The organism is Egibacter rhizosphaerae, assembly GCF_004322855.1.
GTDB lineage: Bacteria > Actinomycetota > Nitriliruptoria > Euzebyales > Egibacteraceae > Egibacter > Egibacter rhizosphaerae.
The window spans coordinates 2,490,308-2,503,419 of the sequence record NZ_CP036402.1 but is presented as its reverse complement, the minus strand read 5'-3'; the positions used below and the strand labels follow the sequence as shown (position 1 = coordinate 2,503,419).

Below are 13,112 nucleotides of genomic sequence, written 5' to 3'. Positions count from 1 at the left end.
CCCACCAGCACCCCGGGAGACCTACGGTTGGGGGCAGCACGCGCTTGACCCCCCTGACCCGCGGGGCAGACTGCCCCCAGACCGGAGACCGCGCACGCTCGATCCCGGTTCCGCAGCCACCCGGGCGACCCCGCAGCGACAGACGACCGACAAAGACGAGCCGACGTCCCGCACCCGACGCAACGGCGACGCAGGAGGACACATGGTCAGCGAGCTCACCATCGACGACATCACGGGCCTGCTCGGCGAGGAGGCCGACTCGCTGCTGAACCACAAGTGCGACACGGTCGGCGCCGAGCAGTTGCACCTGCCGGGGTCCGACTTCGTGGATCGCATCTTCATTCCCAGCGACCGCGGCAACCAGGCGCTGCGCAACCTGGCGCAGGTCTTCAACCACGGGCGGCTCGCCGGCACGGGGCACCTGTCGATCCTGCCCGTCGACCAAGGGGTCGAGCACTCGGCCGGGGCGAGCTTCGCCAAGAACCCCGCGTACTTCGACCCCGAGAACATCGTGCGCCTGGGGTACGAGGGAGGCTGCAACGCCGTCGCCTCGACGTTCGGGGTGCTCGGGATGACCGCCCGCAAGTGGGCACACCACATCCCGTTCATCGTCAAGATCAACCACAACGAGTTGTTGACGTACCCGAACACGTTCGACCAGATCCGGTTCGGAACGGTGCGCGAGGCGTGGAACATGGGGGCCGCCGGGATCGGCGCGACGGTCTACTTCGGTTCGCCCGAGTCGAACCGCCAACTCGTGGAGATCGCCGAGGCCTTCCACGAGGCACACGAGCTGGGGATGTTCACCGTGCTCTGGTGCTACACCCGCAACGACGCGTTCAAGACCGGCGGCACCGACTACCATGCGGCCGCCGACCTCACCGGGCAGGCGAACCACCTCGGCGTCACGATCGAGGCGGACGTCATCAAGCAGAAGCTGCCCGAGACGAACCGTGGGTACGAGGCGCTCAACGCCGGCGACAGCTCGTACGGCAAGCTCGACCCGTTGATGTACGACAAGCTCGCGAGCGACCATCCGATCGACCTCACCCGGTACCAGGTGCTCAACTGCTACATGGGCCGGGCCGGGCTGATCAACTCGGGTGGCGCCTCCTCGGGGCACAGCGACAAGGCCGAGGCGGTGCGCACCGCGGTCATCAACAAGCGAGCCGGCGGCATGGGGCTGATCAGCGGCCGAAAGTCGTTCCAGCGCCCGATGGAGGAGGGCATCGAGCTGCTGCACGCGATCCAGGACGTCTACCGCAACGAGGAGATCGCCGTGGCCTAGACGGCCGCGCACCACGGACGACGGGGCGGCCCACGTGGGCCGCCCCGCGATCATTCGGGGGCCGTGTCACCCGCCGCGACCGCGTCGGCGACCTGAGGCGCCAGCGCATCGGCCCAGAGGCCGTATCCCAGGTCCGAGGGGTGGAAGCCGTCGGCGCTCATGGACTCGGGCCGGCCGAGGAAGCGGGGGCTGGCCTCGGCCCGGATGTCGACGAACCGCACCCCGACGTCGCGGGCGGCCGCGGCCTGGCGGGCGCGCAGCAGGTCGGCCTGCCAGCCGAGCAGCCACCGCAGGGGCCTCGGCACAGCCGGCACCGTGTGGAACTCCGGGATGCCGCCCAGCACCACGGGGGCACGGCTGGCCGCCTCGACCTCCTCGAGCATCCTTCGGGTCGTCTCCGCCATGCGCCAGGGAGCGTGGGCGTGGGTCACGTCGTTGGACCCCACGACCACGAGCACCACGTCCCACTCCCCCCCAGCGAGACGGGGCGCCTGGTCATGCTGCACGTCGCGGGTGCGTGCGCCGGACACCCCCAAGCCCACGACGCCGACCGTCCGGTCCAGCGCCTCGGCGACGCGGGAGGCGACGAGCACCGGCAGCGCGCCCTCGGCAGTCGGTGAGCCGATCCCCTCGACGGTCGAGTCCCCGAGCACGGCGAGCCGTACCTGCCCCGTGTCGGCGCCGGCGCGAACCTCGCCGTCGGGCGTCACGGTGTGTGCCACCTCGTAGGGCGGCCGCGGGAGGTACTCCTCGCGCGCGGTCATCCAGGCCTGCCCGACGACCAGGGCCAGCAGCGCGGCCGGCGCCCCGAGCCAGAGCGCCGGTCGGCGGACCCCTCCGCGCTTGCCTCCTTCGACCGCCACGCGCCTCACGCCGGTGTGCCCCTCGCCGCCACGCGTCTCACGCTGCCGCGGCCTCGAGGGCGCGCGCGAGGTCGGTCCAGAGATCCTCGACGTCCTCGCAGCCGACGCTCACGCGCACGAGGCCCGCGGGCAGGTGCGACTGGCCGCGCTGGCGGGTCCGGCGCTCGAGCGTGGTCTCCACCCCGCCGAGGCTGGTCGCGTGTGCGATCACCCGGACACCGGCGCAGACAGCGTCGGCGGTCCCCGCGTCGGCGACCTCGAACGACAGCATCGCGCCCGGTCCGTCGAGCTGCTCGGTCGCCCGCCGATAACCCGGATCGTCGGGCAGGCCCGGATACCGCACCCGGTGCACCATCGAATGAGCGGCCAGCCGGCGGGCCAGCTCGCGGGCCGAGGCCTCCCCCCGCTCGATCCGCACACCCAGGGTCCGCAGGCCGCGCAGGGCGAGCCACGCCTCCATCGGCCCCGGAACCGCACCGTGCCGCGTGCGGTGGGCTCGCAACTGGGCGAGGTGATCCACGTCCCGCGTCACCGCCGAGCCGAGCAGCACGTCGGAATGCCCCGACAGGAACTTCGTCGCGCTGTGCACGACGACGTCGGCCCCCTGGTCGAGGGCACGTTGCCGCATCGGCGTCGTGAAGGTCGCGTCGACCACCACGCGACAGCCCCGGGCGTGCGCGCCCTCCGCGAGTGCGGGGATGTCCGCCACGCCCATGAGCGGGTTGGTGGGGGACTCCACCCAGAGGGCGTCCGCGCCGTCGCACGCCGCGAGCGCCCGTTCGGTGTCGGCGATGTCGACCGCGCGAGGGGTCAGCCGGCCGCGCTCGGCGAGGTGGTCGACGAGCGCGTGCGTGCCGCTGTACGCGTCGTCCGGGACAACGACGACCGCGCCGTCGGGCAGGCCCCCGAGCGCGGCGTCGACCGCGGCGATCCCGGAGGCGAACGCGACGGCGGCGCCCCCCTCGAGGGACCCGAGGGCTTCCTCGAAGGCGGTCCAGGTGGGATTGCCCTCCCGGGCGTACCCCGGCGGCGCGTCCTCCTCGGAGCGGTAGATCGAGGTCAGGACCACCGGGGGGTTCACGGGATCCCCAGGCTGGTGGGGCCGCCCGGCGGCGACGGCGACCGTCGCCGGTGCCAGGCCGCCCGCGTCGGCGCGTTCGAGCGGGTTCGACATGCGCGGCACCGTACCCGCACCTAGGGGAGGCGGGCGAGCTGGCGCGCCGCTGCCACGAAGCGTCCGTCCCCGTCCCACAGCTCGCACGTCTCGTCGGTGAGGCCCCCCTGCACGACGTGGGAGGCCAGGGCGCACCGCAACCAGCCGGCAGCCGGGTGTGCGCGCAGGTGCACGGTGAGCTCCAGGGTCGGCACCCATCCGCCGATGCCGAGCTCCATCACCGTCGGAGCGATCCCGTCGACCAGGCAGGCCAGGCCGAGGAGGTCGTTGGGCCGTCCGTCCGCGAACCGCAACCACCCGACCTGGCGGGGCCGCCCGTTGGGGATCCCGTCGATCATCCAGCCGCGGGCGGTCGGGTCGACGCGCCAATCGACCCGTTCGAGCAGCGCGATGCCCAGCGGATTCCCCGCACCGGGCTCACGGCCCACGCACGCGTCGGGCGGCGGCAACGACGGAGGGGCCACGTCCAGGTACTGCGGATCGGGTGCGGCCGGCAGCTCCCCGAAGCGGGCGATCGCGCGGACGCGCGCCTCCCCCTCCTGGCGGATCGCCGCGGTGGCCACCGCGGCGCGCCGCCCCTCGCGGTGCACCGCGACGGCGATCTCCACGGGTCCGGGAACCAGCCCCGAGAGGAAGTGCCCGGTGACCGTGAGCGGGTCGGGCGCCGGGACCTCGGCAGCGATCGCTCGGAGCGCGAGCACGAGCCCGTACCCGCCGTTCAGGGCCGGCCCCACGCTCCATCGCTCGCTCGCGACGCCGTGGTGCACCCCCGGCCGACCCCGCTCGAGCACCGTATCGACATCGAGCTCACCGCCGGGCCCGCTCGCCATGGCCCGAGCCTACCGGGCAACGGGACACGCGTGGGACACCGGGGTGCTTGCCTACCGGTGCCGGTGGCGCTGGATGCGGCCGACACGGAGCCGCCGGCACGGCAGGAAGGGCTGGGCACCGCCCGGACGGGGGGACGTGTGAGCTGGAGGCCACGGCCGAACGGGGAGCTAGGCCACCCCGGCGGGGCGGCCCGTGACCCACGTGGCCGGCACGTTCGCCACGCCGGCGGCGGTCGCGGCCACCCCGAGCCCGCGCGTCAGCGGGTCGCGGGTGGCGAACTCCTCGGCCGAGACCCCGGCCGCGCACGCCATCGCGTGCAGCTGATCGATCCCGTGCCCGAACCACACGCGGGCGTTCTCGTCGTCACCGGCGCTCTCCAGCACCCGCCCGTGGGCATAGTGCACCCATACCGCGAGGTCACCCGCGCCGAGCTGGGCCACCTCGGTGAGGGCGCGCTCCGTCGCCACACGCGCCGCGTGCAGCTCGCCGAGCTTGAGTCGGGCGAGCGCCTCGACCACGAGCATGACCGGCAGCTGCTCGAGCTCGTCGCGACGCTCGTACCACTCCCGGGCGCTGGTCACCTCGGCCAGCGCCGACGACGACTCGCCGCGCAGGTAGGCCGCGAAGCCGCGGTGGACCGCGAGCGCCGCGGTGAGCGAGTCGTCGGCGTCCTTCCCGGCGTGGGCCTCGGCCCGTGCGAAGGCACGATCCGCGTGCTCGGTGTCACCCTCGAACAACCGCACCAGCCCGCTCGACAGGCACGCCCACCCGGCGGCGGAGCTCGCGCCGGCGCCCGTCGCGAGCTCCTCGCTGCGCTCGGCGAGCTCGTGCGCCTCCTCGTGCTGCGCGGCCCGCGCCCGGGTGTGCGCGTGCTCGCCGCAGGCAACCGCTTCCCGCACCGGCAGGGACAGGCGCCGCCAGTGCTCGCGCGCCTCGCGGTGGAGCCCGTCGGCCGCGTCGAGCTCCCCGAGCCGGCACCGTGCTCGGGCGAGTTCGTGCAACGCCTCGCCCTCGAGCCGCGCGAACCCCGATCCCGCAGCCCGCGCCCGGGTTTCGACGAGGCGGGTCGCGGCCGCCTTGAAGCGGCCCTGCCGTGCCTCCTCGCGCCCCGCCACCAGGTCCGCCTCGAGCACGGCGTCGAGCCGCCCAGCGCGCTCGGCGATCTCCTGGGCCTGCGCAGCGGCACCCAGGGCCTCTCGCCCCTCGCCCCGCGCCGACATCACCGCGGCCAGCGCCAGCAGCGCCTCGAGCCGCGCGAGCTCCCGTCGGTCGCAGTAGGCGCGCAGCAGCGCGTCGCTGGCCTCCTCCATCGCCTGATCCAGCGCCCCGTGGGCGAGCGCGACGCGGCAGCGGCGGATCTGCAGCGCCACCGTGTCGGGATCGTCGCGGCCCATGGCGAGCAAGCGGTCTGCCAGCGGGTACTCCTCGCGGTCGAGCGCCGCGTCGACCTCGGCGATGCGCAGCTCGGCGCGGGTGATCCGTCCGAGGCTGGAGGCGTTGCGCAGCATCGCGAGCGCCCGCCGCTGCCCCGACGTATCACCGCGGGCACCCGCCAACCGGGCCTCGAGCTGCCACTCCTCGGGAGCGGCGTCCTCGCGGGGCACCTCAGGCATGGTCGCTTCGCGCCGGATCGCGGCCAACAGGTCGCGTACAACCGGCGGGGCGGAGGCCTCGGTGGCACCCTGCGCCTGCTCCCACGCCGCGACCGCCTCGTCGGCCTCCTGTCGGCGGCCGAGCACCCGGTCGGCGCGGAGCCGCAGCTCGAGCGCGGTCGTCGAGCCCGGATCGTGGGCCAGCAGCCAATCCGCGGCGTCCCGAGCCGCCGCCATCTCGCCGCGCCCGGCGCGGTCCTCGGCAACGCGCGCAGCGATCCGCTCGGCCAGGGTGCGCACCCGTTCGCGTTGCTCGCTGACCCAGGGCAGGTCGACGTCGGGGCAGAGCGGCCCGCCCACACGCTCGAACGCCGCCTCCAGCGCCTGGGGCGTGTCCGAGGCCGCCAGCTCCTCGACCTCGGCGACGTCGACCGTCAAGTGATCGGCGTCGAGCGCCACCCACCTGGGGCCGACGGTGACCGGCAGCGCCGGCACCGCGTCACGCAGCAGCCACAGCAAGCGCGACAGGCGCCGTCGCGCTGCACTCGACCCGGCCCCGGGGGCCACGAGCTCGGCCAGCCGGCCCCGCTCGTATCCGCCGGGCTCGAGCGCGAGCACCGCCAACAGGCCGTGGGTTCGCGGCGGAGGCTCCTGCACCCGCCCGTCCGTCTCGACCCGCACCGGCCCGAGCAATCTCACCCGCACGTTCACAGATCCCATGACCTCGCCTCTCGACTCGACCGTCGATCCACCGAGCCACGCGCGTCCCCCCGTGATGCGCGTGGCGCTGCGCGGCGTTCCCCTCGTCTCCCGCGTCGGGGGATCGCCGCGTGTGAAGGATGGTGCACGATAGGGCGTGACACGGGCGTGACACGATGAGGGCACGGCGCGGGAGGCCAGTGATGACGATGGCGGCCGAGCACGTCGCGCGGCCGCACCTTCGGCAGGCGCTGTTGCGGACACGTATCTCCGCGGTGATCGCGGGAGCGGGCTACGGCAAGACGGCCCTGGCCGCCGAGCTCCTCGAGACGCACGAGTGCCCCGCCGCGCGGGTGCGCGTACGCCAGGACGCCGCCGACGCCCACCAGCTGCTGGAGAGCGTGCGGCAGGCGTTGGCGCGTGCCCGCCTCGAGGAGGCCTCGGAGATCCTCGACGCCACCGCCGCCGACCCGAGCGGCCTCGCCGACGCGCTGCACGACGGGCTGGTGGAGGTGAGCGAGCCGACGCTGCTGCTCGTCGACGACGCCCAGCGACTGCAAGACGACGCCGCCCGCTACCTGCGCGAGGCGATCGAGGAGCTGCCCGAGCCGCACGTGGTCGTCCTGTGTGCCCGCTGGCTGCCACCCGAGCTGCGTCCGCTGAGCGAGCGCCCCGACGCGACACTGCTGTCGAGTGACGACCTCGCGTTCTCCGAGGCCGAGATCGCCGAGCTCGGCCGTGCCTACGGCCTCGACCTGTCGGAGGACGATGCGGGGCTGCTGCGGCGCACCACGGCCGGCTGGCCCGCGGCGCTGCGCATGCTCCTGCCCGCACTGCCCGCCGAGGACACCGGCGCGGCGATCCAGCGGCACGCCCAGGAACCCGCGACGCTCGGGGCGCTCACCGAATCCGCGCTCGGACGACTGCGCCCCGAGGACCGGGACCTGGTCGTCCAGCTCGCGCACCTGCCGCTGCTCGACGGGCCACTCACGGACCGCGTCGCGGGGCGCGCCGGCACGCTGGACACGCTCGCCGCGGCCGGACTGCCGCTCACCCCCACGCGGGACGGATGGTGGACGATCACCGATCCCGTACGGGACCAGCTCGTCGGTCGGGCGTCCCTCGACACCTCCACCGCCGAGACCGCCGCGCGCGCCTACGACCTGCGCGAGGAGCGCCGGGCCGCCGTGTGGGTGTTGCTGCGCGCCGGCTGCGAGGAGCGCGCGGTCGCGACCGCGGGCTCGTGGTCGAGCCAGGCCGCCGTCCAGCTGGGTCCCGAGCCCCTGCAGCGTCTCTGCGGGTCGGTGAGCGACGCGGCGCTGCGCCGCGATCCGCGCGTGCTCGTGCACCTGTCCCGCGCGTGCCGCCACGCACACGACATCGAGGGCAGCCACGCCGCGCTGGAGCGCGCGGAGGCCCTGCCGCCCGACCCCGCCATGGCCGACGAGGTCGAGGCCGAGCGCATCCTCGCCGAGATGTACCAGGGCCGGGAGGACGACGTGCACGAGCGGGCGGAGGAGCTGCTCGCCCGCACCGACACCGACCGACCCGTCGTCCGCGCGAAAGCGCTGCAGGCCGTGGCGCGCATCACGGCCTCGAGCCGGGAGGAGGCGGACCTGCGCCGCGCGGACGGGCTGCTGGCCGAGGCGATGGGCATCTGGGACCGGCTCGGGGAGTCGTCGCTGTTGGCCCAGGTCGCGCTCTTCCGCGGACTCGTCGTCGCGTGGCCGTTGGGGCGCCACGAGGACGCCATCACCTACCTCGACACGGCCCTCGCCAACGCGGGCGCGTTCAGCCAGCAGCGCGCGAACGCCCTGCCGTTCCTGGGGTACGTGCTCACCTACGCCGGGCGCCACGAGGAAGCCGACCGGTGCTTCGCGGAGACCGCACGGCTCGGCGAGCGTCTCCAGGACCGCACCGCCCAGGTGTACGCGCAGTGGGGGTTCGCCCGCTCGGCCTCGCATCGTGGGGACGCCCCCGGCACCGTCCGGGCGGTGGACGAGGCGCTGCGCCTGGCCGGCGACCGGTTCGTCGACACCTCCGGTGGCGCCTACCTGCTCGCCGACCTCGCCCAGCTGCTGGACCGGGTCGGCGAGGTCGATCGGGCCTGGGACCTGCTCGCCCGGGCGGACACCGCTGACACCGGCACGCTCGGCCTCGTGCCGCTCGCCGCGTTCGCGCTGCACGCGCGCAGCGGCGATCCCCAGCGGGCCGAGGACTATCTGGAGGAGGCCGTGCAACGACCGGCCCTCGAACCCCGGGAGCGTTGGCGCGTCGCCCTCCTGCGCGCGGAGGCTGCGCGCCGTCGCGGCGCCCGGGACGACGCCGCGGCCCACGTGCGCGACGCCCTCGAGCGCGCCGAGGCGACCGACGTCCCGGACGCACCGTGGATCCGCGAGGCTCGGCTCGCGGCGCAGCTCGCCCCGCTCGTCACAAGCGAGCCGGCGGACGAGCCCTCCCCACGCACCGTGGTGCGGCTGTTCGACGGGTTCCGTGTGGATCACGCCGGTCACGACGCCACCCCCCCGGACGGCCGCCTCGCCGCCCTCGTGAAGATCGTGGCCCTGCAGGGTGGGAGCGCGTCCTCCGAGCAGGTGATCGAGGCGCTCTGGCCCGAGACCGACCCCCACGCGGGTCGCCAGCGGCTCCGGCGAGTGCTCGCCCGGCTGCGTCGGGAGTGCGCCGACCTCGTGACCCGCGACGGCGACCGGCTCACCCTGCCCGAGGGCGCCACGATCGACCACGCGGCGTTCGTCGAGGCCGCCAGGGAGGCGCTGCACGGGTCGACCGGCTCCCGGGAGGGCGCGCGGATCGCCCTGGGTCTCGCCGGCGACCTCTTGCCCGACAACCGGGGCGAGGAATGGGTCGAGCCGGCGAGGAGGGAGGTCGCGCGGCTGCGGCTCGCGCTGCTGGACCAGGTGGCGACGGCGGCCGCCGAGAGCGGGGATGCCGACGAGGCGGCCCGGCTGTTCGGGGACGCGATCGCGATCGCCCCGTTCGACACGGCCCGCCACGACCGTGCCGCCGGGCTCCTGGAGGCGGCAGGTCGTTCGGCGCAGGCCGAGGCGCTGCGCCGTCGCGCGCGCACCGCGGCGTGGGAGGACGGGGCCACCGGTTAGGGGCGCCGGTCCGACGACGTCCGGCGGGCGGCGCTGGCGGGCGTGTCGTCCAGCGTCCGCGCGGCCGCGGCGGCCGTGAGGGCGCGGGTCAGCGGGTCGCGGGCCGCCAGCGCCATCGGGTCGAGCCCCGCCTCACGGGCGATCTCCCGCAGAAGCTCGTTCCCCCGGCTCAGCCAGCGTCCGGCCTCCTCGGGCCGGTCGCACGCCTCCAGCACCCGCGCGTGCGCGTAGTGCAACCCCACCGCGAAATCGCTCGCGCCAAGCTGCGCGATCTCGCGCAGCCCGCGCGCCGTCGCGTCGCGGGCGAGCTCGACCTCCCCTCGGGCGAGGTGCGCGAGGCCCTCGATCGCGAGCACGAGCGGCAGGTGATCGAACTCGTCGCGGCTCGTGTAACGCTCGCGGGCCTCGTGCAGGGACTCGAGCGCCTCGCCAGGACGATCCGCGAGGTAGTCGAGCAGACCGATCAGCAGCCGGGACGTCGCGACCAGCCCGGGGTCCGCCACGACGTCGGCACGCTCGGTGGCGACCAGCGCGGCCCGCCACGACGCGTCGACCATCCCGTCGCGGCAGGTCAGTGCGAGCGCGCGATAGAAGCACGCCCAGCCGTGCTGCTCGGGGCTGCCGCCGCGCTCGGCGAGGTCACGCGCGTCGTCGGTGGCCTCGAGCGCCTCGGCGATCCGACCGGCGCGAATGAGCGTGTAGGCGTGCTCGCTCGCGGCAGCCGCCTCACGAGCGGGATAGCCCAGCTCGGCCCACCGCTGCCGCAGGTCACGTTGCTGCACGTCGGCGATGTCCAGCTCACCGAGCCGGCACCGGGCCCGCGCGGTCTCGTGCCGCAAGTCCAGCTCGACGCGCGCGAGGCCCAGCTCCTCGGCGCGGGCACCCGCGGGATCGAGCCGGTCGAGCGCCTGGGCGAACCGCCCTTGGCGCAGGAGCTCGCGGCCGTGGGCGAGCTCGGCGGCGAGTTCCAGGTCGGCCCGGCCGAGATCGCGAGCCGCTCGGTGGGCCTCCTGTGCGCTCGCGATCGCGTCGCGTTTGTCCGCCCGCCGCGAGTGCGCCGCCGCTTGGACGAGCAGCGCGGCCACCCGCGCCTCGCGCTCGCCCTCGCAGTAGTGGTCGACCAGCGCGCGCGAGGCCTCCTGCACCGCCTCGTCGAGCCGCCACGAGAGGAGCGCGAGCCGCGCCCGCCGCACCGCGACCGCACCGCTGTCGGCGTCGGCCATGGCGAGCAGCCGCTCCGCGAGCGCCAGAGCGTGCTCGTCGAGCGCTCGGTCGATCTCGACCAGCCGGAGCTCGTCGCGTGACAGCGTCCCGTCGGTGACGGCCTGACGCAGCACGCCGATCGCCCGGTTCTGCCCGCGTCGGTCCCCGCGCGGCCCGCAGCCGTGCGCGAACGCCTGCCAGGCGTGTGGCGGGGCGGTCGGGCGCGGCTCGTGATAGGCGACCTCGTCCCGTTCCCCGCGCAGCTGGCCGACGAGCTCGCGGAGGTGCGGGGGTAGCCGCTCCTCCTCCAGCCCGCTCTGCTCGCACCAGCGATCCAGCGCGGCGAGCCCTTGCGCGCGCTCGCCGAGGGCGAGGTGGGCCCGCAGGCGCAGTCCGAGCAGCTCACCGTCCCCCGCGTACTCGGCCTGGCGCGGGGCAAGGACACGGATCGCCTCGGCCGGCCGGTCGGCTGCGAGGTGCCAACTCGCGAGCTTAGCGATGGCGTCGCGCACCGCCGCGGTCACCTCCCTGCGGCGCTCGACGACCCAGGGCAGGTCGCACCCTTGAGCCAACGCGCCCGACGTCCCCTGAAGGGCCAGCTCCAGGTCGTCGGCGGCCTCGCTGCGCGCCGAGGCGAGCATCTGCTCGACGTCGACCTCGCGGGCGTCCGCGGGCAGGGTGACGCGCCGACTCGTGATCGAGAGCGCCAGGTCGGGCACCGCGTCGCGCAGAAGCCACAGCAGGCGCGAGAGGCGGCGGCGAGCGGACGTGCGTTCGAGCTCGGGAGCGACGATCCGCGCGAGCTCCTCCCGCTCGAATCCCTGCGGGCGCAGCGCCAACGCCACCACGAGGCCCCACGTCCGCGGCGGGGGCTCGAACTCACCATCGGCCCCGGTGACCGCGACCCGCCCGAGGAGGCGGATCGATGCCCTCTCGGCGCAACCCGCCATCAGATGCTCCCGCCGTTCATGGATACGTTCCGCGGTCGGTCGGTCGTCGCGCGACGGATGGGGCTCGTCCCGGCCCGAGCCCCACGCCTCGGGCCGGGACGAGCCGGGGGTGTCAGGAGGTACCTCCGCGGGCGTCCTCGTCGGCGACCGGTGCATCCCCCGCCGACCCTGTATCCCCGGCCGGCGCCGCCTCGCCTGTATCCCCGGTCGGCGCCGCCTCGCCTGTCGGTCCCGCGGGCGCCGGACCGTTACCGCCGTTGCGCTGCCCGAGGGCGTCCCCGGCGGCCGAGGCGGCCTGACCGAGGAGCCCGCCGAGCCCCCCGCCGACACCGGCCTGACGCGACGCGGCCCCGCCGCGGCTAGCCCGGCCGGTATCCCCGGCGGACCCCTCCGCCCCCGTCCCCTCGGACGCGTCGGCGTCCACCGGGTCGGTCGTGTCGTCGTGCTCGCGCGCACGGCCGACGAGGTCGCGGAAGGCCTTCGAGGTGTCCTGCAGACGCCGGTCCCAGGTCGCGTTGATCTCGACGCCCTCGATCGCCCGGTGGTAGGTCGCGAGGGTGTAGATCATCGCGAACGGCTCGAAGAAGGCGCGGACGAGCAGGTGCGCGAGCAGGAACGTCGCGACCAGCGCGATCAGCTGGACGACGAAGGCGTCGAAGAACACGGCCGCACCGAAGAACAAGGGGACGCCGACCGCGACGAGCGCGACGACGAAGAAGACGCGGCCGAGCACCCAGACCTTCGCCGCGGTCGCGAGGACCGGCTTGTACACCTGCGCGTAGAGGATCAGCCCGTGCCGCGCGCTGCGCCACACGTTGTCCTCGTTCAGCGCGATCGCGTAGGACAGGATCGCGTTGTCGATGTACGAGGCGGCACGGCGCACGACCTGGCCGACGATCCGCGCGATCTGGGAGACGGCGCCACCCAGCGGCAGGATGTCGACGATCCGCACGAACGACCGCACGAACGCCCGCACGACCCGGTCGACGATGCGGTCGACCGCGAACAGGATGCTCACGTCACGGAAGTTGTCCTTGACGACCTCTCGTCCGTACTCGACCTGCCCCTTGCCCTGCGGGAGTTCGCCCTCCAGCAGCAGCTTCGTCGCGACCGCGATGTGCGCGCCCTGCACGAGGTAGAGGACGTAGCGCTTGCCGAGCACCAGCAGCCCACCCGGCACCGCGACGGCGATGATGAAGCAGATGATGGCGAGCAACTCGACTCGCTCGGCGAAGAACACCGCCAACGCCCCCCACAGGGCCATCCACAGGACCGTGGCCAGGAAGAACCCGCCGTATACGACCACGTTCGCGAACAGGAACGGTGTCGTCTTCCGCAACAGCCCCATCGCTTCGCGGAAGGGCACCTTGCCCGTCGTCTCGTCGCTCATCCC

At 74.7% G+C, this 13,112-nt stretch carries 8 protein-coding genes; 2 read left to right on the top strand and 6 right to left on the bottom strand.

Annotated features, from left to right (window positions below; all coding sequences use genetic code 11):
• The first annotated feature begins 202 nt into the window (after positions 1-202).
• Positions 203-1,288: a class I fructose-bisphosphate aldolase gene (locus ER308_RS11705; protein ID WP_131155159.1), complete on the top strand. Its 1,086-nt coding sequence runs from the start codon at positions 203-205 to the stop codon at positions 1,286-1,288.
• Positions 1,289-1,338: 50 nt separating this feature from the next.
• Here the strand turns inward: ER308_RS11705 and ER308_RS11700 are convergent, their stop codons facing one another.
• From ER308_RS11700 to ER308_RS11685, 4 genes are all read right to left on the bottom strand, one after another.
• Positions 1,339-2,160 (bottom strand): SGNH/GDSL hydrolase family protein, encoded by an 822-nt coding sequence (locus ER308_RS11700; RefSeq protein ID WP_131155158.1) that lies wholly within the window; start codon positions 2,158-2,160, stop codon positions 1,339-1,341.
• Between the two features lie 28 nt (positions 2,161-2,188).
• Entirely contained in the window at positions 2,189-3,325 is a 1,137-nt protein-coding gene (locus tag ER308_RS11695) for a trans-sulfuration enzyme family protein (protein ID WP_131155157.1), read from the bottom strand.
• Positions 3,326-3,345: 20 nt separating this feature from the next.
• Complete coding sequence (locus ER308_RS11690; protein ID WP_131155156.1) at positions 3,346-4,155, bottom strand: thioesterase family protein; 810 nt, start codon at positions 4,153-4,155, stop codon at positions 3,346-3,348.
• 168 nt (positions 4,156-4,323) lie between these two features.
• Positions 4,324-6,468: an AfsR/SARP family transcriptional regulator gene (locus tag ER308_RS11685; RefSeq protein ID WP_131155155.1), complete on the bottom strand. Its 2,145-nt coding sequence runs from the start codon at positions 6,466-6,468 to the stop codon at positions 4,324-4,326.
• 182 nt (positions 6,469-6,650) lie between these two features.
• Between ER308_RS11685 and ER308_RS11680 the strand changes: the two genes are divergently transcribed.
• Positions 6,651-9,566, top strand: a complete 2,916-nt coding sequence (locus ER308_RS11680; protein ID WP_165492026.1) for an AfsR/SARP family transcriptional regulator — start codon at positions 6,651-6,653, stop codon at positions 9,564-9,566.
• Here the strand turns inward: ER308_RS11680 and ER308_RS11675 are convergent.
• Together ER308_RS11675 and ER308_RS11670 are read right to left on the bottom strand one after the other, a co-directional pair.
• Complete coding sequence (locus ER308_RS11675; RefSeq protein ID WP_131155153.1) at positions 9,563-11,719, bottom strand: hypothetical protein; 2,157 nt, start codon at positions 11,717-11,719, stop codon at positions 9,563-9,565. The two genes, ER308_RS11680 and ER308_RS11675, sit on opposite strands and share 4 nt — an antisense overlap.
• Before the next feature lie 112 nt (positions 11,720-11,831).
• Complete coding sequence (locus ER308_RS11670) at positions 11,832-13,109, bottom strand: collagen-like protein (protein ID WP_131155152.1); 1,278 nt, start codon at positions 13,107-13,109, stop codon at positions 11,832-11,834.
• Positions 13,110-13,112: the final 3 nt, after the last annotated feature.